Source organism: Chromobacterium paludis, from assembly GCF_008275125.1.
In the GTDB taxonomy this organism is placed as follows: Bacteria; Pseudomonadota; Gammaproteobacteria; order Burkholderiales; family Chromobacteriaceae; genus Chromobacterium; species Chromobacterium paludis.
Map to the genome: position 1 here is coordinate 3,981,689 of NZ_CP043473.1, position 21,275 is coordinate 4,002,963.

The following is a 21,275-nucleotide window of genomic DNA, read 5'->3' on the forward strand; positions in this document are numbered from 1 at the left end:
CTTGGGGCCCCCTTAGTTGAGACGGAGTTTGTTTTCGGCGATGGCGTACAGCGGCCGCCACAGCAGGCGGTTGAACAACACCACGAACATCGACATCACGGCAATGCCGAGCAGAATCTTGGGATAGTCGCCGGCGGCGGTGGTCTGCGCGATATAGGCGCCCAGGCCGTGGGCGGCCAGCTTGTCGTTGCCCCAGGACACGAACTCGGACACGATGCTGGCGTTCCAGGCGCCGCCCGATGCCGTGATCGCGCCGGTGACGTAGTAGGGGAAGATGCCCGGCAGCATGACCTGGCGCCACCACTGCCAGCCGCGGATGCGGAAATTGGCCGCGGCTTCCTTGAAGTCGTTGGGGAAGGCGGTGGCGCCGGCCACCACGTTGAACAGGATGTACCACTGCGTGCCCAGCACGATCAGCGGCGACAGCCAGATGTCCGGGTTCAGCTTGAAGTGGACGATGAAGACCACGAACACCGGGAACAGCAGATTGGCCGGGAAGGCGGCCAGGAACTGCGCCAGCGGCTGCACTTTTTCGGCCAGGGCCGGGCGCAGGCCGATCAGCACGCCCAGCGGCACCCAGATCACCGAGGCGACGGCGATCAAGAGGCTGACGCGCAAGAGCGTGATCAGGCCCAGACCCAGGACTTTCAATATCTCCCAGCCGCCGACCTCGGTCGCCATGAAATGCACCAGCTTGCTGGCCAGCAGGACGGCCAGCACGGCGATCAGCGACCACCACAGCACGTCGATGCCGCGCGACATGGGCGTATGGTCTTCGGAGTGGATGCCCTTGGGCAGGCTGATGTTCAGCTTCAGGCGCGCGGTCTTCTTCAGCAGCTTGCCGAAGGGCTTCAGCAATTGTTGAATGGCGCGGGTGCGCTGGATCAGGTTCAGCACCCACGACTCCGGCGCGGCCTGGCTCATGGTGTCTTCCAGCCGGAACTTGTCGGCCCAGGCCACCAGCGGGCGGAACAGGAACTGGTCGTAGATCAGGATCACGATGGACATGGTCAGGATCACCCAGCCGACGGCGGCCAGATCCTTGTGCTGGATCGCCATGGCCAGATAAGAGCCGACGCCGGGCAGCATCACGGTCTTGTCGCCGACGGTGATGGCTTCCGACGCCACCACGAAGAACCAGCCGCCGGACATGCTCATCATCATGTTCCAGATCATGCCGGGCATCGCGTACGGCACTTCCAGCTTCCAGAACTTCTGCCAGGCGGACAGCCTGAGGTTCACCGATACCTCCTGCAGATCGCGCGGCACGGTGCGCAGGCTCTGGTAGAAGCTGAAGGTCATGTTCCAGGCCTGGCTGGTGAAGATGGCGAAGATGGCAGCGCATTCCGCGCCCAGCACACGGCCTGGGAACAGGGCCAGGAAAAAGGTGACGGTGAACGAGATGTAGCCCAGCACCGGCACCGACTGCAGGATGTCCAGTATCGGCACCAGCAAGAGGCCGGCGCGGCGGCTCTTGGCCGCCAGCGTGCCGTAGATCAGCGTGAACACCAGGGCGGCGACCATGGCCGCCAGCATGCGCAGCGTGGTGCGCAAGGCGTATCCCGGCAGATTGCCCGGATCCAGCGTGATCGGTATGGTCTGCAGCGCGGTGATCGGCGCCCAGGTGGCGCGGATGCCGGTGGTGGCCAGCAGCAGGAAGCCGAGTATCAGCGGAAACGCGATCAAGTCCCAGCGATTGGGGATCAGCCGCCGGGCGGTGGCGGGCATGAAGTGGCGGACGGCGGTGGTCATCAGGCCTCTCCGGTTTTATGGATTTGTTCCGGCGGTCCGCGGCCTTGCGGCGGCGGGCCGTATGCTTGCGTGGGGCGCGCCGGTCGTGATGGACGGCTGAATGGCTCGACACTTCACCGTAGCACTGCACTTGCCTGTCCGAATGCCGAGCCTAGGCGGTCATGCCGCTGAGCGCGCCAGAATATTGCCGGGACGGTTCCGGTCAGGGCATGCATGCTACCAGAGATGGCATAAAACGATTGTGAAAAACGCCGGCGGATGCGTGGGTATTTTGTGACGAAATGTAGCGCAAAAAAAGCCGCCGGCATAAGCCGGCGGCGCGGGTGCGGCGGGGGTTACAGCACGTTGAGCGCGGGCGAGCCGGCAGGCACTTCCACGGTTTGCGTGCTGGCGGTGGCCGGCGACGGCGCCACGCCGTTCGCCAGCTTGGCCATTTTGTGGAAAGTGCAGCTGAGTTTGGCCGGCGTCAGCGTCACCACGGCGTAGCCTTGGGCGTCGGTGTCGACGTATTTGATCCAGTTGCCGTTGAACTGCGTGAGCGTGGTGTTGAAGGTGTTGACCGTCTGGCCGTTCACCGTCTGGTAGATCAGCGGCTTGGCCTTGGAGAAGGCCGGCACGGTGTCCACCACGTTCTTGAAGTAGCTGAAGAAGGAGTTGCTGGATACGCCGGCGGTGACCAGGTCCACCATCACCGGCGACGGGCTGGCGGCGTCGAAATCGTCCATGACCTGGCCGGCGAAGAAGGCGTGGATATCGCCGGTGAGGCCCACCACATTGCCGATATTGTTGCTCTTCAGGAAGCCCATCAGCGTCTTGCGCTCGCTGTTGTAGCCGTCCCATTGGTCCGCGTTCAGGATGTACTGGTTCAGCAGCAGGGACGGCGGCAGATTGCTGTCCAGCACCGGCTTCACCGCCGCCGCGAACACGCCCGCGCTGATGGCGCCGCCGCTGAAGCCGCTCAGCGCGGCCTGGGTCTGGGCATAGCTCAACTTCGGCGTGGCGCCGCTGGTGTCGGCCGCCAGCAGGTCCTGGTACAGCGCGCCCATCAGCTGTTGCTGCTGGGCGGCGGCAAGGTTGAGGCCGAAATTCTGCGCCAGCGCGGCGGCCAGACCCTGTTCCAGCAGGCCGGCCACGGCCATGGTGCCGTCCACGCCCATGCGCAGCAGCGACACTTCATTGCCCCACAGCTTCCAGGTGGTGGTGGCGCTTTGCATCTGTTGTTGCCACCAGTTGCGCTGGGTCTCGCCCAGAATGGAGGCGTTCAGCAGATTGCCGCCGGTGGAGGCCATCTTGGCCGCTTCGGCCTGGGCCAGAATGGTCTTGGGAACGAAGTAGCGGCTGCCGATTTCGCTGCCGACGGCGGTCTCCGGAATGATGTGGTCGGAACGGTACAGGCGCTCGTCGGTCATCACCAGGGTGGCCAGGTTGCCGAAGGCGAAGCTGCGGTAGATCTGGATGTTCTGGAACGAGGGGTTGCTCAGATTGATGCTGACATCGGCCGGCGTGTATTCGAACCAGGCTTGATTGGCGCTGCGGCGGCGCGGCGTTTGCGGCGTGCTGTCGTCGCTGGCGGTGTATTCCTGACGGTCTTGCCAGCAGTCGTCCGAGAACTCGTGGTCGTCCCAGATCGAGATCATCGGGAAGTTGGCGTGCATGGCCTGGATGCGCGGGTCGGCGCGGTAGCTCTTGTATAGGTAGCGGTAGTCGGCCAGCGTGGTGGCGTAGGTCGCGCCGTCGGCGCGCTTGGTGCCGTTGGGCAGGCTCAATGCGGCGTGGCGCGTTTCATTGCCGCCGCTCTGGAAGCCGGCGCCGACGGTTTCATAGATGTAATCACCCAGGTGCAGCACGAAATCGAGGTCCAGCTTGGCGATTTCATCGAAGGCGCCCCAGTGGTTGACGCTCCAGTCCTGACAGGTGATGAAGGCGAACTTCAGCTGCGACAGAGGGGTGCCGGCGGCCGGTGCGGTCTTGGTGCGGCCGGTGGTGCTGACGGTGCTGCCGGTCAGGAAACGGTAGTAGTAAGTCGTGGCGCTGCTGAGGCCGGTGACCTTGTGGCGCACGGTGTAGTCCCAGCCCGGGTCGGCGCTGAGCGCCAGGTTGACCAGCAGGTTGGAGAAATCGGGCTTGTCGGAAACCTGCACCGTGACGGCGAGGGCATTGACGCCGTCGCCGCCGTCGACGCGGGTCCACAGGATGACGCTGTCCGGGCGAGGATCGCCGGAGGCCACGCCCAGATTGAAAGCCTTGCCTGCCGCCAGCTGGCTTTGGCTGGGCGTCGCGCTGCTGTCGCCACCGCCGCCGCAGGCTGTCAGGCCGCTGCTGGCTACGGAGACCGTCAGAAAACTGCCCCATTTGAGGAATTGCCGCCTATCCATCGCTTCTCCAAGTGCTTATGTTGTCGGTATGTAAACTGCTGATTATTGCAATTGAATATTTAAATATCGTGAATGGTTCGGTCAATTAAATCGAGCGTTTGCTCTATCATGCGTAGTCTAAATCCAACAGTAGTCTGTTACCCTAGTCTTGATCTGGCGCACCCTCGCCCCCATAACCATGGCTGGGAATGTGCTACACTTTTCAGCATTTTTTTGCGGACACGTTTTCCGGCCCGCTGGTTTCTGGATTCGACTACATGATTTCTTCGCTACTCAAGAAGGTGTTCGGCAGCCGCAACGATCGTCTGCTGAAGCAATATCGCCAAACCGTGGCGCGCATCAACGCGCTGGAGCCGGCGATGCAGGCGCTGTCCGATGAGGCGCTGGCCGCCAAGACCCAGGAGTTCCGCGACCGCCTGTCCAAGGGCGCCACGCTCGACGATCTGCTGGAAGAAGCCTTCGCGGTCTGCCGCGAAGCCTCGCGCCGCGTGATGGGCATGCGCCACTTCGACGTGCAGCTGATAGGCGGCATGGTGCTGCATCAGGGCAAGATCCCGGAAATGAAGACCGGCGAGGGCAAGACCCTGGTCGCCACGCTGGCGGTGTATCTGAACGCGCTGACCGGCGACGGCGTCCACGTAGTGACCGTCAACGACTACCTCGTCAGCCGCGACGCCGGCATCATGGCGCCGCTGTACAACTTCCTGGGCCTGTCCGTCGGCGTGAACCTGTCGCAGATGGCGCATGACGACAAGCAGGCCGCCTACGCCTGCGACATCACCTACGGCACCAACAACGAGTTCGGATTCGACTACCTGCGCGACAACATGGTGTTCAGCGTGGGCGAAAAGGTGCAGCGCAAGCTGGCCTACGCCGTGGTGGACGAGGTGGACTCCATCCTGATCGACGAGGCGCGCACGCCGCTGATCATCTCCGGCCCGGCCGAAGACAATATCGAGATGTACCAGCGCATGAACGCGGTGCCGCCGATGCTGAAGCGCCAGGAAACCGAAGAAGGCGAGGGCGACTACTGGGTGGACGAAAAGGCCCATACCGTGCTCTTGTCCGAGGCCGGCCACGAGCACAGCGAAGAGATCCTGACCCAGATGGGCCTGCTGAAGGAAGGCGACAGCCTGTACTCGGCCACCAACATCACCTTGATGCACCACCTGATGGCCGCGCTGCGCGCCCACGCGTTGTTCCATCTGGACCAGCACTACGTGGTGCAGGACGGCGAAGTGGTGATCGTCGACGAATTCACCGGCCGCCTGATGGCCGGCCGCCGCTGGTCCGACGGCCTGCACCAGGCGGTGGAAGCCAAGGAAGGCGTGGAGATCAACCGCGAGAACCAGACCCTGGCCTCCATCACCTTCCAGAACTACTTCCGCCTGTACGGCAAGCTGTCCGGCATGACCGGCACCGCCGACACCGAAGCCTACGAATTCCAGAGCATTTACAACCTGGAAACCGTGGTGATCCCGACCAACAAGCCGATGATCCGCAAGGACTCGCAGGACAAGGTCTATCGCTCCGCCAAGGAAAAGTACGACGCCATCCTGGCCGACATCAAGGATTGCCACGAGCGCGGCCAGCCGGTGCTGGTGGGCACCACCAGCATCGAAAACTCCGAGCTGGTGGCCAATCTGCTGGCGCAGGCCAAGCTGCCGCATAATGTGCTGAACGCCAAGGAACACGCCCGCGAAGCCGACATCGTGGTGCAGGCCGGCCGTCCCGGCATGATCACGGTGGCCACCAATATGGCCGGCCGCGGCACCGACATCGTGCTGGGCGGCAACCCGGCCCCGGAAATCAAGGCGGTGGAAGCGGACGAAAGCCTGTCCGATGCCGAAAAACAGGCCAAGATCGAAGCGATCCGCGCCGAGTGGAAGCAGCGCCACGCCGCGGTGCTGGAAGCCGGCGGCCTGCATATCGTGGGCACCGAGCGCCACGAATCGCGCCGCATCGACAACCAGCTGCGCGGCCGCTCCGGCCGTCAGGGCGACCCGGGCTCCTCCCGCTTCTACCTGTGCCTGGAAGACCCGTTGCTGCGCATCTTCGCCTCCGACCGCGTCGCCGCCATCATGGACCGCCTGAAGATGCCGGAAGGCGAGGCCATCGAGCACCCGTGGGTGAGCCGCTCCATCGAAAACGCCCAGCGCAAGGTGGAAGGCCGCAACTTCGACATCCGCAAGCAATTGCTGGAATACGACGACGTCGCCAACGACCAGCGCAAGGTGATCTACCAGCAGCGCCATGAAATCCTGGTGGAAGACGATGTGTCCGACGTGGTGCAGAACATGCGCGAAGGCGTGATCTCCGACCTGATCGACCTGCACCTGCCGCCGGAATCCATGGAAGAGCAGTGGGACCTGGCCGGCCTGGAGAAAACGCTGGAAGCCGACTTCCTGCTGCAGGCGCCGGTGGCGGAATGGTTGAAGGCCGAACCGAATCTGGACATCGAACAGATCCGCCAGCGCATCGTCGATCTGGCCGCCGCCGCCTACCAGGCCAAGGTGGAACAGGCCGGCGAGGGCGTGATGCGCCAGTTCGAGCGCAGCCTGGTGCTGCAAATGCTGGACAACCACTGGCGCGAGCACCTCGCCGCCATGGACCACCTGCGCCAGGGCATCCATCTGCGCGGCTATGCCCAGAAAAACCCGAAGCAGGAGTACAAGCGCGAAGCCTTCGAACTGTTCGCCGACATGCTGGAACGCATCAAGCGCAGCGTGGTGCAGGTGTTGATGACGGTGCAGATCCGCGGCCAGGACGATCTGGATGCCGTGGAGCCGCACGAATTGCCGGCCTTCGAAATGCAGCATGCCGAGCCGGGCTCCGCGCTGGGCGAAGACGAGGACAATCCGCTGTCGCCGGAGGCGCTGGCCGCTCAAGGCCTGCGCATCAACCGCAACGACCCCTGCCCCTGCGGCAGCGGCATGAAGTACAAGCAGTGCCACGGCAAGCTGGCCTGACGCGCTGATTGTTGCCCCGGAAAAAGCCGACGCTCGCGTCGGCTTTTTTTGCGCCCGGCGATGGCCAGTCTTTGCAAGGCCATGCCAGGGTGATAGCATGGCGGCGGGTCAACAGTTCACCCAGGCGTCGCCGGCGATTTCGCCACGCTAAACCTGTCTTGGCAGCATCACCCACATAAAGCTTGGCTCGAACCCCGTGCCAGGCCGCAACGGCGACCGCGGCAGTCCTTCCCGACTTTGGCACGCAGACAGGATTCGAACCATGTCTCGCACCGTTTATCCGTTTTACAGCAGCGATATCTCTTCCCTTGCCCGTTCCTTGAAGCAGCAATGGGCGGATCAGGCCGAACCGCCCGGCCATCTGCAAATCCTCAATATGCTGGCGCGCGGCGCCGGTTTTCAAAATTTCCAGCATCTGCGCGCCGAGCACGATAGGCCGATCGTCGCCGAGCCTCAAGCCGTATCGGCGTCTACTCAACGGCTGCTGCGCCACTTCGACGCCGAAGGCCGGCTGATGCGCTGGCCGAAGAAATTCAGCGAGCAGCGCGCCTGCCTGTGGGCCTTATGGTCAGGTTTGCCGCGCGGCGAGGAATGGGATGAGCCGGCGGTCAACCTGGCCATCCGCGCGTTGGAAGCCTTCGGCGACCATGTCTTGATCCGGCGCGAGCTGGTGGAGGGAGGCTGGCTAGGCCGCACCGACGATTGCCGGCGCTATTGGCTGCTGGAGCCTGCGGTGCCGGCGGAAATGGCCGAGCTGATCGAGCAAGTGAGCTTGCGCCGCCCCCTCTCCCCAACCCCTCTCCCGCGAGGGGAGAGGGGCTGGCCGAACCGCTGACGTCTTATCGCCAAGGCATTGTCTGGGAACGCAGTAGACGCGGTGATTAAAAATAAGGCGATGTCGGCGAGTGGGATAGCCCATGACGGGTGTTGAGATCGCGGGCATGGCCAGGCGGGACACGTTGCGCAATGCGTCACGGGCGATTCGGGGCTTGAAACATAGGCGGCGCATCTCCCCTCTCCCCTCGTGGGAGAGGGGCCGGGGGAGAGGGGGGATTACAAATACGGCTTCACCGCCGCTTCCAGCTTTTTCTCGTCCAGCTTGCCGGTCAGCGTGGCCGCCACTTTGCCGCTGCGGTCCAGCACCAGGGTATAGGGCAGGCCGCCGGTTTTGTTGCCCAGGCTGCGCATCAGGTCCAGCGTGTCGTCGTTGCCCAAGAGGATGGGATAGCCGATTTTCAGTTGCTTGACGAAGGGTTCCACCTGCTCCTTGTTGTCCAGCGCCACGCCGACCACTTCCACGCCCTTGGGCGCCAGCTTCTTGCGCAGGCCGTTCAGCATGGGCATTTCCTCGCGGCAGGGGCCGCACCAGGTGGCCCAGAAGTTCAGCACCGTCACCTTGCCCTTGTAGGCGGACATTGCCACCGGCTTGGCGTCGAGTCCGGCGAAGCGGCTTTGCTCCAGCGTCGGCGCGGCTTGGACGGCCAGCGGCAGGGCGGCCAGCAGCAGGGAGGCGAACAGGCGTTTGGATTTCATCGGCTTTTCCTGTGATGTCATTGGAATTGTCTTGGATTTCCGCAACTTGCGTGCTTGCGGGGGTGATCGAATAATTAACTTTATGTTAAAATGTTCGATTGATTACTTTGCGGAGTGGGCATGTCTATCCTCGTCTGCGGGGCGCTCGCATACGATACCCTGTTCTCGTTTCAAGGCCGCTTCGACAGCCAGATCCTGCCGGATCAGCTGCATAAGATTTCGACCACCTTCCTCGCGCCGACAATGCGCCGCGAGTTTGGCGGCATGGCCGGCAATATCGCCTACAGCCTGTGCCTGCTGGGCGAGACGCCCATCGTGATGGGCGTGGTGGGCGAGGACTTCGAACCCTATCGCCAGCACCTGAAACGGGTGGGCGTGGATGATCGCTTCATCCGCCTGATCCGCAAGCAGTATACCCCGCAATGCTTCGGCATTGCCGACAAGGACGGCAATCAGCTGATGGCCTTCCATCCGGGGGCCATGGATTTCGCCACCGAAAATCATGTGTCGGACATCCCGGACCCGATCGAGCTGGCCATTCTGTCGCCTGGAGGCTACACCGCCTTCATCCAGCACTCGCGCGAACTGGCCGAGGCCGGCATACCGTTCATCTTCGATCCGGGCCAGGAGCTGCCGCTGTTGTCGCGCGACGAGATCCACGAGATCGTCGAGCTGGCCAGCTATGTGGCGATCAACGACTACGAGAGCGAGCTGATGCAGGAGCGCGCCGGCCTGAGCGTGGACGAGCTGCGCAAGAAGGTGAAGGCGCTGATCGTCACCCGCGGCTCCAAGGGCGCGGAGATCTATGTCGACGACACCGTGCACCTGATCCCGCGCGTGCAGATGCCGATCAAGCCGGTGGAGCCCATGGGCTGCGGCGACGCGTTCCGCGCCGGCCTGCTGTGGGGCATCAGCCGCGGCGTGGACTGGAAGGTCACCGGCCGGCTGGCCAATGTCATCGGCGCGATCAAGGTCACGTCGCCAGGCTGCCAGAACCATTACTTCGACTGGGACACGCTGAAGGACATCTACTTTCAGGCCTATGGCGAAGAGTGGCCGCTGTAGGCCGCGCGGTTCGCATGAGGAAGGCACCGCCCGCGCGGTGCCTTTTGTTTTAACGCGTCCCGTCCCTTGAATAAGCGCGCCGCAACCCCCACCATAAGTAGATTCCAACAAGCCCAAGGGAAGATCATGTCCCCCGTTCCGCACCTGGCCACCGCCCTCACCGGCCCGCTGTACGAGCTGGAGAGCCGCATCCTGGCCGCTCAGCCGCAGATCGAGCACTGGTTCCGCAGCCAATGGCATGCCCACGCCGCGCCGTTCTACGGCTCGGTGGACCTGCGCAACAGCGGTTTCAAGCTGGCGCCGGTCGACATGAATCTGTTTCCGGGCGGACACAACAATCTGAATCCGGAATTCCTGCCGCTGGCGGTGCAGGCGGCGCAGAGCGCGGTGGACAAGGTCTGTCCCGAGGCGCGCAGCATCCTGCTGATTCCGGAAAACCATACCCGCAACACCTTCTATCTGCAGAATGTCGCCACCCTGGTGCACATTTTCGAGCAGGCCGGCCTCAAGGTGCGCCTGGGTTCGCTGAATCCGGAAATCACCGAGCCGACCGAGCTGGCCACGGCCAATGGCGACAAGCTGACGCTGGAGCCTATCGAGCGCCGCGGCAACCGCCTGGCGCTGGCCGACGGCTTCAATCCCTGCGTGGTGTTGTTGAATAATGACCTGTCCGGCGGCATTCCGGATCTGTTGAAGAATCTGGAGCAGACCCTGCTGCCGCCGCTGCACGCCGGCTGGGCGGTGCGTCGCAAGACCCACCATTTCGAGGCTTACGACAAGGTCAGCAACGAGTTCGCCAAGCTGATCTCCATCGACCCGTGGACCATCAATCCCTATTTCTCCAGCTGCGGCGGCCTGGACTTCCACGCCCGCACCGGCGAGGAGCAGCTGGCGGAGACCGTGTCGCAGATGCTGGACAAGATCCGCGTCAAATACCGCGAATACGGCATCGACAATGACCCCTTCGTCATCGTCAAGGCTGACGCCGGCACCTACGGCATGGGCGTGATGAGCGTGAAGAGTCCGGACGAAGTGATAGGCCTCAACCGCAAGGCGCGCAACAAGATGTCGGTGGTCAAGGAAGGCCTGGAAGTGTCCGAAGTGATCGTCCAGGAAGGCGTGTACACTTTCGAGACCGTCAACGAGGCGGTGGCCGAGCCCGTGGTCTACATGATGGACCGCTACGTCACCGGCGGCTTCTACCGCGTGCACACCGGCCGCGGCATCGACGAAAACCTCAACGCGCCGGGCATGCACTTTGTGCCGCTGTCGTTTGAAACCGCCTGCCTGCCGGACCGCAAGGGCCTGCCCGATTGCGCGCCCAACCGCTTCTACGCTTACGGCGTGATCTCGCGGCTGGCGCTGCTGGCCGCCTCGCTGGAGCTGGAAGCCACCGATCCGGACGCCGAATAACCCCGCTGGAGCACCGACATGCGCATCCTGTTCATCGCCGATCCGCTGGAACACTTCAAAATCTACAAGGACACCACCTTCGCCATGATGGAGGAGGCGCATCGCCGCGGCCACGCCGTCAGCTTCGCCGAGGCGCATCAGCTGTCGGTGGAGGGCGGCCGCATCCTGGTGGACGCGGTGGACCTGACCGTGATCGACGAGCGCCCGCAGTGGTACAAGCTGGGACAGAAGCTGCGCCAGCCCTTGCAGTCCTTCAGCGCGGTCGTCATGCGCAAGGACCCGCCGTTCGACATGGAATACCTGTACGCGTCGCAGCTGTTCAGCCTGGCCGAACAACAGGGCGTCAAGGTGTTCACCAGCGGCCAGGCGCTGCGGGACTTCAACGAGAAGCTGGCTATTCTGCAGTTCCCGGACCTGACCGCGCCGACCTTGATCACGGGCGAGGCGCACCGCCTGCGCGCCTTCGTCAACCAGCACCAGGACGCCATCTTCAAGCCGCTGGACAGCATGGGCGGCGACAGCATCTTCCGGGTGCGGCCGGATGACGCCAACCTGTCTGTGATCATCGAAACCATCACCCAGCGCGGACAGCGCACCATCATGGCGCAACGCTACATCCCGGAAATCCGCGACGGCGACAAGCGCATCCTGGTGATAGACGGCGTGCCGGTCGACTATTGCCTGGCGCGCATCCCGGCGGCGGGGGAAACCCGCGGCAACCTGGCGGCCGGCGGCCGCGGCGAGGCGCGGCCGTTGACGGCGCGCGACCGCGAAATCGCCGAGACAGTCGGGCCGGAGCTGAAGAAGCGCGGCATCCTGCTGGCGGGCCTGGACGTGATAGGCAACTATCTCACCGAAGTCAACGTCACCAGCCCCACCTGCTTCCGCGAGATCATGGACCAGAGCGGCATCAACGTCGCCGGCTTGTACCTCGACGCGCTGGAGCGGCGCTGCCAGCACTGAGCGCTTGGCCGAGACGGCGCGAGCCGCTACCATGCCGGTCTGTTGCCGTCGGCGCGGCCGGCAAGATCGTGGAGCGAAGATGGGAAAATTGCAGGAAAGCCCGTTCAAGGGCAAGACGGGAATCACCCGGCTGATCAACGCCTTCGGCTATTCGCTGGACGGCTTGAAGGCGGCGCTGCGCCATGAGGACGCCTTCCGCCAGCTGAGCATCCTGGCGCTCATCCTGATTCCCATGGCCTTCGTCGTCCACGCCACGCCGCTGGCGCGCGCCTTGCTGGTGGCCAGCAGCCTGGCCACGCTGATCATCGAATTGCTCAATTCCGCGATCGAGGCGGCCGTGGACCACACTTCGCTGGAGCGCCATCCGCTGGCCAAGCGCGCCAAGGACATGGGCAGCGCGGCCCAGCTCTTGGGCCTGATCAATCTGGCCACGGTGTGGGGCATCGTTTTGTTCGGCTGAGGGAACCCGCTCGCGGCCATCCGGCTCTGACTATCAGGCTCCGCCATGCCGCGGGGCCTTTTTTCATGTCGGAACGGGAGAGCGCTATGTGGATGTCGCCGCAGCAGGCGGGCGTGGAGGAATGGGTGCAGAATCTGGCGCTGTGGCTGAAGCTGGGCGTGGAGGCCTGCGGCGCGCTGATCATAGGCGCCGGCGTGTTGCTGGCGGCCGGCCGCTGCCTGCGGCAGCGCCTGGCCGGCCAGAGGAGCGACTACAACCAGTTGCGGCTGACTTTCGCGCGCTTCCTGGCCTTGGCGCTGGAGCTGCAATTGGCGGCGGATATCCTGTCCACCGCGGTGGCGCCCAGCTGGGACCAGATCGGCAAGCTCGGCGCCATCGCCGTGCTGCGCACGGCGCTGAACTACTTCCTGGCGCGCGAGATCCGCGAGGCGGAGGGCAGCCGCGCGGCGGCTTGATTCACGGCTGGCGACGATACAGATAGCCGGGGTAGACGCGGATGCAGCCGGGCTCTTCCGGCACCTGGCCCTGTTCGCCCAACAGCTGCCAGCGCGAATCGCGCGCGATCAGCGTGCGGTAGACCGGGCTGCCGGCGCGGTAGAACATCAGGTCCTGGCCGCGGAAGGCGTCCAAGGGCAGCAAGGGCCGCTGCGAGGCCGGAATCAGCATCGCGGTGGTGTGCGCCGCCATCTCGGCGATCTGCTCGCGGTCGGCCGCGGACAGGCCGAGGAAGGCGATCAGGAAGGCGACGGGCAGAATCAGGTATTGATGTCCGGCCAGGCCGAGCAGGGTGAGGATGGTGGCTCCGGTGAACAGGAAGCGACTGCTGACTTTCATGATGCGGCGGTCTCAAAAATAAAACGCCGCCAGCCGGAACAAGGTCATCGTGTCCGGCGTGCCTGGGCGGCGCGCGCCGCCGAAGGGTCGGCGGCAGGTACAAGCGGATGATAGCGCATGGCCGGCGCCGGATCGCAATAGAATCAAGCGCTTGCGGATGCTGTTGGCTTGGGCGCTGCGCAGGCGCGGCTTGGCCGCGCGGACCAAAAACGCAACGGCGGGCGCAAAAAAACCGCCCCGGAGGGCGGTTTCTTCATGGCGCTCACGCTTCTTCGGCGGGAGCGGCTTCCTTGCCTTCCGGCGGAGCGATCTGCTCGGCGTAGCCGCATTCCTTCTGCGGGCAGACTTTCTCGGTGCCGCGGCGCTTGGTGGTCTTGATCGTCAGGATAGGCCAGTTGCACTTCGGGCACGCTTCGGCGATCGGCGGGTTCCAGGTCGCGTACTTGCACTTGGGATAGGTGTTGCAGCTGTAGAACAGCTTGCCGTAGCGGCTCTTGCGCTCGATCAGCTGGCCGGTCTTGCATTCCGGGCAGGTGACGCCGGTCTCGCGCGGCTTTTCCAAGGGCTCGATGTGCTTGCACTTGGGGTAGTTGGCGCAGCCGATGAACTTGCCGTAGCGGCCCTTCTTGATGTGCAGCTCGCCGCCGCAATCGGGGCAGGAGCGGCCTTCGATCACCGTCGGCGCTTCGGCCTCTTCCGCCGCCTGTTCGGCCGTTTCGCCCATATTGCGTGTGTAATCGCATTCCGGGTAGCCGGTGCAGGCGATGAAACGGCCGCGCTTGCCGAACTTGATCGACAGCGGCTTGCCGCACTTCGGGCAGGCTTCGTCCAGGCTTTCGGTGGTGACTTCGGCGCGGGAAATGCTTTCTTTTTCGTCGATCTGCTTCTTGAAGCCCTTCCAGAAGCTGTCCATCACCGGCACCCACTGGCGGCCGCCGTTGGCGATCTCGTCCAGCTGGTTTTCCAGCTTGGCGGTGAAGTTGTAGTCGACGTACTGGGCGAAGTGCTCGGTCAGGAATTTGTTGACGATGTCGCCGGTGTCCGTGGGCAGGAAGCGCTTCTTGTCCAGGATCACGTATTCGCGGTCCTTCAGCGTCGAGATGATGCTGGCGTAGGTGGACGGCCGGCCGATGCCGAACTCTTCCAGCGCCTTCACCAGGGACGCTTCGGAGAAGCGCGGGGGCGGCTGGGTGAAGTGCTGGTCGCCGTAGAGCTTGTCCACCGGCAGGTCTTCGCCCTCGGTCAGCAGCGGCAGCTTGGCGTTGTCTTCGTCCTCGGCGTCATCCACGTCCTCCTCGTACACGGCGAGGAAGCCGGCGAAGGTTTGCACCTGGCCGCTGGCGCGGAACACGCCCTCGCCCACCAGGATGTCCACGCTGGTGGTATCGAACTTGGCCGGCGCCATCTGGCAGGCCAGCGTCCGCTTCCAGATCATGTCGTACAGCTTGAACTGGTCGGTGGTCAGGAAGGGCTTGACCATTTCCGGCGTGCGCAGGATGGAGGTGGGGCGGATGGCTTCGTGCGCTTCCTGGGCGTTCTTGGCCTTGCTCTTGTAGACCGCGGGGTTCTTGGGCAAGAAGTCGGCATCCCATTTCAGGCCGATGTAGCCGCGGATTTCCTCCACCGCCTCATTGGCCAGCGCCACCGAGTCGGTACGCATATAGGTGATCAGGCCGACGGTGCCCTGGCCGATGTCCATGCCCTCGTACAGCTGCTGCGCGGTGCGCATGGCGCGGTCGGTGGTCATGCCCAGCTTGCGCACGGCTTCCTGCTGCAAGGTGGAGGTGGTGAACGGCGCGGCGGGGCTGCGCGATTTCTTTTTCTTCTCGATGCTGCCCACGGTGGCCGGCAGGCCTTGCAGGCGCGCCAGCACGGCAGCCTGCTCGGCCTCGTTGGGAATGTCGAACTGATCGAGCTTCTTGCCGGCCAGCTGCGTCAGCTTGGCGCTGAACTTGGTGCGGCTCTTGTGGCTGTCCAGGTGCACCGACCAGTATTCCTGCTGCACGAAGGCCTTGATCTCGTTCTCGCGTTCGCAGATCAGGCGCAGCGCCGGGCTTTGCACGCGGCCGGCGGACAGGCCGCGGCGGATTTTCTTCCACAGCAGCGGCGACAGGTTGAAACCCACCAGGTAGTCCAGGGCGCGGCGCGCCTGCTGGGCGTCCACCAGGTCCTGGGCGATGTCGCGCGGGTTCTGGATGGCGTCCAGCACCGCGTTCTTGGTGATTTCGTGGAACACCACGCGCTGGGCGGTCTTGTCCTTCAGCAGCTTCTTGCTGTTGAGGATTTGCACCAGGTGCCAGGAAATGGCCTCGCCTTCGCGGTCCGGGTCAGTCGCCAGGTAGACGTGGTCGGCTTCGCGCACCGCGCTGACAATGGCGTCGACGTGTTTGCTGTTGCGCGCGATCAGCTGGTACTTCATGGCGAAGTCTTTTTCCGGATCGACGGCGCCGTTCTTCGGCACCAGATCGCGCACGTGGCCGTAGGAGGCCAGGACCTCGAAGTCCGGGCCCAGGTATTTTTTCAGCGTTTTCGCCTTGGACGGCGATTCAACGATCAGGAGGCTGGTGGGCATATTATCTTTTCAGCGATATTCAAGGCCGGACGCGCCCGGCCGACACTTCTTGTTATATCCGTCAAACAAAACAAGAGCGCAAGGGCGCTCTTGAATACTAAATGGGGTCACGATCAATCGGCGGCATGTTAAGCCCGCCGCACTGGGGCTGACAAGCTATTGCATGGTTGGTTCGCCATGCACAGCCTCCAGCAATGCCTCGCCCAGCAGGATGGGCAGCTCAGCCTGCTGCGCCCACAGCACCATCAGCACCAGCAGCTTGGTGTTGTCCACGTCCAGGTCCTCGCTGTCCAGCTCCAGCAGCCGGTCTATCACCATTTCGCGCTGGGCCGGCGACAAGGCACCGTTATCCTCCAGGAACTGGATCAGGCCGCGCACGTCGGGCGGCAGGTGTTCCTGTTCGCTGTCGGCATAGAAGCGCAGGCCGCTGCCCTCGTCGGCGCCCAGATAGGGTTCGACGCTGGCTTCGCTGACGCTGTCCAGCCAGTCTAGCGCTTCGCCGATTTCGTCTTCCTCGAAACCGGCTGCGTTCAGCTGGCGCGTCAAAGCGCCGCGGTCGCCAAAGGCGTTCGGGTCGCTGTATTGCTCGAATAAATAGGTGAGTACGTCAAACATGGCTTGATTTCTGCGAGGGAACGCCGCGCGTTCAGTTTTGTGCCAGGCGCTGGAAACGGCCGCCGGCCACGCTGGCCACCTGGCCGTCCAGCTCCAGTTCGAGCAGCATCGCGTAAACCTCTGCCCCAGTCAACCCGACGGCGTCGGCCAGGGCGTCCGCCAGCACCGGTTCCCAGCCCATCGCCTCCAGCAATGGGCTGGCTGGCCCGGCTTGGCGCGGCGGGGGCGTCGCCGGGGCGCTGGCGCCCAGCCTGCCCACCTCGTCCAGCACTTCCTCCGGCGTTTCCACCAGGCGCGCGCCGTCTTTGATCAGCCGGTGGCAGCCGCGGGCCTGGGCGTTGTGAATGCTGCCCGGTATCGCCATCACTTCGCGGTTGCTCTCCATCGCCAGCCGCGCGCTGATCAGCGAGCCGGAGGCGGTGCCGGCCTCCACCACCAGGCAGCCGCGCGCCAGGCCGGCGATGATGCGGTTGCGGCGCGGAAAATTGCCGGAGAGCGGGCCGAAACCCAATGGAAATTCAGACAGGATCAGGCCCTCGGCCGCGATGCGGTGCGCGAGTTGACGGTTGGACGCCGGGTAGACGCGGTCGATGCCGGTGCCGATGACGGCGACGGTGGAGGCCGGGTGCGCCAGCGCGCCCTGATGGGCGGCGGCGTCGATGCCGCTGGCCAGGCCGCTGACGATGGTGTAGCCGTGGGCGGCCAGGGCGGCGGCGAAGTCCTCGGCATTGCGCTTGCCCTGCGGCGTGGCGGCGCGGCTGCCGACCACGGCCAGCATGGGGCGCGCCAACAGCTCGCGCCGGCCGCGCGCGAACAACAGCGGCGGCGGCGAGGCCGCTTCGGCCAGCTGCGGAGGGTAGTCGTCGTCGAGCAGGGTCAGCAGATGGCAGCCGTCGCCCTCGGCCCAGGCCAGGGCGGCATCCACGGCTTCGGCCGCCGCGCCGTTCTGCAGCGCTTCGGCGGCTTCGCGGCCCACCAGCTTTTCGGTCTGCGCGGCGCGGGCGGCCACGGCGGACCCGGCGGAGCCGAAGGCGTCGATCAGCTTCAAGAAACCCACCGGGCCGATGCCGGGCGTCAGCGCCAGCCGCAGCCAGTCGCGCGCGGCGTCGCTCATTCGCTCTGCGGCGCGGCGACGCTATCGCCGACGTAGACCGCTCCGTCGCTGTTCAGCACCAGGCCGTAAGCCACTTTGTCGAACACGCGGTAGACGAACAGTTCGCCGGCTTGTTCGGTGGGCAGGTGGGCCAGGCGTTTCTTGCCGTCGGCGTTGCCGACCTCGATCATGCCGCCCTTTTTGAAAATGCCGAATACCATGCCCGGCTCCACGCCGGCGGCGCTGCCCAGGTTGATGGATACGGTGGAGAACTGCGCGGCGCCGGCGACGCCCTGATAGGCGGATACGATCTTGCCGTGCAGGTCTTCCTCGGCCGGGCGCGGCACGTAGTTGACGAAGGACTGTTTGGGCGCGCGCACCAGGCGGTCGCCCACCAGCACCTCGCCGGCCACGCTGCGGATGCGCAGGGTCTGGATGTCAGGGCGCAGCTTGTCTACCACCAGATCGCCCCCATATACCGCCTCGACGCCCAGCACCTGCTGGGTGTCCGGATCCAGCAGCGTCTTGCCCAGCCGGTAAGCCTGCCAGCTGCCGGCTTCATCGACGCCGCTGGCGTAGACGCGGTCACCGGTGCTGAGGCTCAGGTGTTCGTCCGGGCCGGCGATCAGGCGCGGGCCGGAGGCGAAACGGACGGGATCGACGATCAGCGGCCGCGCCAGGAAAGGCTCGATGGCGTCCGCCGGAATGCTGGCGATGGCCTGGTCCAGCTTCTCGGGCCGCACTTGGGGTGACAGCTTGACCTCGCGCGGCTGGCTGGTGTCCAGCGACAGCCTGGGCTGGCCGTTGACGTAGTCCAGCACCAGCACGTCGCCGGGATAGATCCAGTGCGGATTGCGCACCTGCTCGCGGTTCATGCGCCACAGCTGCGGCCATTGCCAGGGGTTGTTCAGATAGCGGCCGGCGATGCTCCACAGCGTGTCGCCGCTGCTCACGGTATAGCGCGACGGGGCGTCCGATTTGACGGTCAATTCGTCGGCCCATGCGGGAAGGGACAGCGCCAAGGCCAGGGCTAGCGATATAATGCGCTTAAGCATGAATGGATTCCAATTCTTGATGCCGGCCGACAGACGCCGCGGCCGGGGGCTGAACGAAGCTGCGCCGAACCGCTCTATTATCCACGCGGGCGCGGCGATACGACAACTTGGAGTGAATGATAGCGATGGCGCTGTTGAACATTTTGCATTACCCGGACGACAGGCTGCACACCGTGGCCAAGCCGGTAGAAGTCTTTGACGCCGCTCTGCAGCAGCAGATCGACGACATGTTCGAGACCATGTACGAGGCCAAGGGCATCGGCCTGGCCGCCACCCAGGTGGACTACCACTACCGGCTGGTGGTGATGGACATCTCGGAGGAGCGCGATGAGCGCCGGGTGTTCATCAACCCGGAAATCGTCGAGAAGGACGGCGAAACCGTCTACGAAGAGGGCTGCCTGTCGGTGCCCGGCATCTACGACAAGGTGACCCGCGCCGAGCACGTCAAGGTGAAGGCGCAGGATCGCGACGGCAAGCCGTTCGAGCTGGAGGCCGATGGCCTGCTGGCGATCTGCATCCAGCATGAGATCGACCACCTGAACGGCGTGGTGTTTGTGGAGCGGCTGTCACAGCTGAAGCAGAACCGCATCCGCAGCAAGCTGAAGAAACGCGAAAAACAAAATATGTAAGACCGGCCTACAAGCCGGTGATCAACGGCGCTGCAGGGCAGCGCCGTTGTCATTAGCGGGAAACAAGCACGATGAAACTGATATTCGCCGGCACGCCGGAATTCGCCGCCGCCGCCTTGCGCGCGCTGATAGACGCGGGCCATGAGATACCGCTGGTGCTGACCCAGCCGGACCGCCCCGCCGGCCGCGGCATGAAGCTGAAGCCGAGCCCGGTCAAGGAAGTGGCGTTGGCCCATGGCCTGCGCGTGGAACAGCCGGAAAAACTGCGCGGCAACGCGGAGGCGCAGCAGATGCTGCGCGACATGGGCGCGGAGGTGATGGTGGTGGCCGCCTACGGCCTGATTCTGCCGCAGGATGTGCTGGAGATTCCGGCACGCGGCTGCCTCAACATCCACGCCTCCCTGTTGCCGCGCTGGCGCGGCGCGGCGCCCATTCAGCGCGCCATCCTGGCCGGCGACGCCGAAACCGGCATCACCATCATGCAGATGGACGTGGGCCTGGACACCGGCGACATGCTGAGCGTCCATCCTGTCGCCATTGCCGCCGACGAAACCGCCGCCACCTTGCACGACAAGCTGGCGGCCTGCGGCGCGCAAGCCATCGTGGAGACGCTGGGCCGGCTGGAAACCATCGCGCCGGTGAAGCAGCCGGAAGCCGGCGTCACTTACGCGCAGAAGCTGAGCAAGGCCGAGGCGGAGGTGGACTGGACGCTGCCCGCGGAGGATGTGGCGCGCGCCATCCGCGCCTACAACCCGGCGCCCGGCGCCTTCACCCAGCTTAATGGCGAGCCGCTGAAACTGTGGATGGCCAGCGCCGAAGCCGGCCAGGCCGAACCCGGCCTTGTGGTGTCGGCCGACGCCGACGGCGTGCTGGTGGGCGCCGGCGCGGGCCTGGTGCGGCTGAGCGTGCTGCAGGCCGCCGGCGGCAAGCGTCTGGCCGCGCGCGACTTCGTCGCCGGCCGCGCCAGCCTGGTGGGAACCCGGCTGGGGGAATAAGGCTCCAAGCCTCTGTTTGATCAATCGGCAGGCTTCGAGAGGGAGAGCATGAACGACAACTGGTTGAAGACCACGGTGCTGATGGCCGCGATCCTGGCGCTGTTCGCGCTGATCGGCGGCATGCTGGGTGGCAAGGGCGGCATGTTGCTGGCGCTGCTGTTCGGCGGCGGCCTGAACGTGTTTGCCTGGTGGAATTCAGACCGCATGGTGCTGTCCATGTACAACGCGCAGGAAGTGGACGCCCACAGCGCGCCGGAATTCTACGGCATGGTGGCGGAGCTGGCGCAGCGCGCCGGCCTGCCCATGCCGCGCGTCTACGTGATCCACGAGGAGCAGCCCAACGCCTTCGCCACCGGACGCGACCCGGAACACGCGGCGGTGGCCGCCACCACCGGCATCATGCGCATGCTGGACTACCGCGAACTGCGCGGCGTGATGGCGCATGAGCTGGCGCACGTCAAGCATCGCGACACGCTGATTTCCACGATCTCCGCAACCATGGCCGGCGCGATTTCCGCCCTGGCCAACTTCGCCATGTTCTTCGGCGGGCGCGACGAAAACGGCCAGCCGGTGGGCCTGCTGCCGCGCCTGGCCGTCGCTTTTCTGGCGCCGGTGGCGGCCAGCCTGATCCAGATGGCGATTTCGCGCGCGCGCGAGTTCGAGGCCGACCGCGGCGGCGCGGAGATTTCCGGCGATCCGCTGGCGCTGGCCTCCGCCTTGCAGAAGATCGAATACTACGCCCAGGGCATCGCCATGCCGACGGCCGAGGCGCATCCGGAAACCGCGCAGATGATGATCATCAATCCCCTGTCCGGCTCGGGCGGCGTCGGCGACCTGTTCCGCACCCACCCGCACACCGAGGAGCGCATCGCGCGGCTCAACGACATGGCGCGCGGCGTGTACTAAACGTTTAATATTGACTATCCGACTCAGGCCAGTCCAGCGTGGACTG

The 21,275-nt window shown here is 64.7% G+C and carries 18 protein-coding genes; 10 read left to right on the top strand and 8 right to left on the bottom strand.

All coding sequences use genetic code 11. The features are described 5' to 3' along the window. Positions 1 to 12: 12 nt before the first annotated feature. Together FYK34_RS18855 and FYK34_RS18860 are read right to left on the bottom strand one after the other, a co-directional pair. Complete coding sequence (locus tag FYK34_RS18855) at positions 13 to 1,752, bottom strand: ABC transporter permease (protein WP_149299192.1); 1,740 nt, start codon at positions 1,750 to 1,752, stop codon at positions 13 to 15. Positions 1,753 to 2,087: 335 nt separating this feature from the next. Further along, complete coding sequence (locus tag FYK34_RS18860; protein ID WP_149299194.1) at positions 2,088 to 4,127, bottom strand: alkaline phosphatase D family protein; 2,040 nt, start codon at positions 4,125 to 4,127, stop codon at positions 2,088 to 2,090. A 257-nt stretch (positions 4,128 to 4,384) separates the two neighbouring features. Between FYK34_RS18860 and secA the strand changes: the two genes are divergently transcribed. Together secA and FYK34_RS18870 are read left to right on the top strand one after the other, a co-directional pair. Then, complete coding sequence (gene secA, locus FYK34_RS18865; protein ID WP_149299197.1) at positions 4,385 to 7,096, top strand: preprotein translocase subunit SecA; 2,712 nt, start codon at positions 4,385 to 4,387, stop codon at positions 7,094 to 7,096. Between the two features lie 262 nt (positions 7,097 to 7,358). Beyond that, on the top strand, positions 7,359 to 7,931 hold the full coding sequence (locus FYK34_RS18870; protein WP_149299199.1) for a DUF2087 domain-containing protein: 573 nt from the start codon (positions 7,359 to 7,361) through the stop codon (positions 7,929 to 7,931). Positions 7,932 to 8,149: 218 nt separating this feature from the next. Here the strand turns inward: FYK34_RS18870 and FYK34_RS18875 are convergent, their stop codons facing one another. After that, a complete protein-coding gene (locus FYK34_RS18875) occupies positions 8,150 to 8,629 on the bottom strand; it encodes a TlpA family protein disulfide reductase (RefSeq protein ID WP_149299201.1) in 480 nt (159 codons plus the stop codon). Between the two features lie 120 nt (positions 8,630 to 8,749). Between FYK34_RS18875 and FYK34_RS18880 the strand changes: the two genes are divergently transcribed. The 5 genes from FYK34_RS18880 (at position 8,750) to FYK34_RS18900 (ending at position 12,985) form a co-directional block, all read left to right on the top strand. Then, complete coding sequence (locus FYK34_RS18880; protein ID WP_149299203.1) at positions 8,750 to 9,694, top strand: carbohydrate kinase family protein; 945 nt, start codon at positions 8,750 to 8,752, stop codon at positions 9,692 to 9,694. 126 nt (positions 9,695 to 9,820) lie between these two features. Further along, positions 9,821 to 11,107, top strand: a complete 1,287-nt coding sequence (gshA, locus tag FYK34_RS18885) for a glutamate--cysteine ligase (protein ID WP_149299205.1) — start codon at positions 9,821 to 9,823, stop codon at positions 11,105 to 11,107. Positions 11,108 to 11,125: 18 nt separating this feature from the next. After that, entirely contained in the window at positions 11,126 to 12,070 is a 945-nt protein-coding gene (gene gshB / locus FYK34_RS18890; protein WP_149299207.1) for a glutathione synthase, read from the top strand. Positions 12,071 to 12,149: 79 nt separating this feature from the next. Then, positions 12,150 to 12,530, top strand: a complete 381-nt coding sequence (locus tag FYK34_RS18895; RefSeq protein WP_149299209.1) for a diacylglycerol kinase — start codon at positions 12,150 to 12,152, stop codon at positions 12,528 to 12,530. Positions 12,531 to 12,616: 86 nt separating this feature from the next. Continuing rightward, positions 12,617 to 12,985 (top strand): DUF1622 domain-containing protein, encoded by a 369-nt coding sequence (locus tag FYK34_RS18900; protein ID WP_149299211.1) that lies wholly within the window; start codon positions 12,617 to 12,619, stop codon positions 12,983 to 12,985. A 1-nt stretch (position 12,986) separates the two neighbouring features. On the opposite strand, the gene FYK34_RS18905 is transcribed toward FYK34_RS18900, so the two are convergent. The 5 genes from FYK34_RS18905 to FYK34_RS18925 form a co-directional block, all read right to left on the bottom strand. Beyond that, positions 12,987 to 13,364 carry a hypothetical protein gene (locus FYK34_RS18905; protein ID WP_149299213.1) on the bottom strand — a complete coding sequence of 126 codons (378 nt, stop codon included), beginning with the start codon at positions 13,362 to 13,364 and terminating at the stop codon, positions 12,987 to 12,989. Between the two features lie 262 nt (positions 13,365 to 13,626). Then, a complete protein-coding gene (gene topA, locus FYK34_RS18910) occupies positions 13,627 to 15,936 on the bottom strand; it encodes a type I DNA topoisomerase (protein ID WP_149299216.1) in 2,310 nt (769 codons plus the stop codon). 156 nt (positions 15,937 to 16,092) lie between these two features. Further along, positions 16,093 to 16,551 (bottom strand): DUF494 family protein, encoded by a 459-nt coding sequence (locus FYK34_RS18915; RefSeq protein ID WP_149299218.1) that lies wholly within the window; start codon positions 16,549 to 16,551, stop codon positions 16,093 to 16,095. A gap of 31 nt (positions 16,552 to 16,582) precedes the next feature. Further along, positions 16,583 to 17,665, bottom strand: coding sequence for a DNA-processing protein DprA (dprA, locus tag FYK34_RS18920; protein ID WP_149299220.1), 1,083 nt, complete (start codon positions 17,663 to 17,665; stop codon positions 16,583 to 16,585). Next, complete coding sequence (locus FYK34_RS18925; RefSeq protein ID WP_149299223.1) at positions 17,662 to 18,699, bottom strand: LysM peptidoglycan-binding domain-containing protein; 1,038 nt, start codon at positions 18,697 to 18,699, stop codon at positions 17,662 to 17,664. The genes dprA and FYK34_RS18925 overlap by 4 nt, the downstream gene beginning before the upstream one ends. Positions 18,700 to 18,824: 125 nt before the next feature. Between FYK34_RS18925 and def the strand changes: the two genes are divergently transcribed. From def to htpX, 3 genes are all read left to right on the top strand, one after another. Beyond that, the gene (def, locus tag FYK34_RS18930) at positions 18,825 to 19,328 is read left to right on the top strand and encodes a peptide deformylase (RefSeq protein WP_103321703.1); all 504 of its coding nucleotides are present in this window, start codon (positions 18,825 to 18,827) and stop codon (positions 19,326 to 19,328) included. Positions 19,329 to 19,399: 71 nt separating this feature from the next. Then, positions 19,400 to 20,323, top strand: coding sequence for a methionyl-tRNA formyltransferase (gene fmt / locus FYK34_RS18935; protein ID WP_149299225.1), 924 nt, complete (start codon positions 19,400 to 19,402; stop codon positions 20,321 to 20,323). Between the two features lie 48 nt (positions 20,324 to 20,371). Next, positions 20,372 to 21,229, top strand: a complete 858-nt coding sequence (gene htpX / locus FYK34_RS18940; protein WP_149299227.1) for a zinc metalloprotease HtpX — start codon at positions 20,372 to 20,374, stop codon at positions 21,227 to 21,229. Positions 21,230 to 21,275 lie beyond the last annotated feature (46 nt).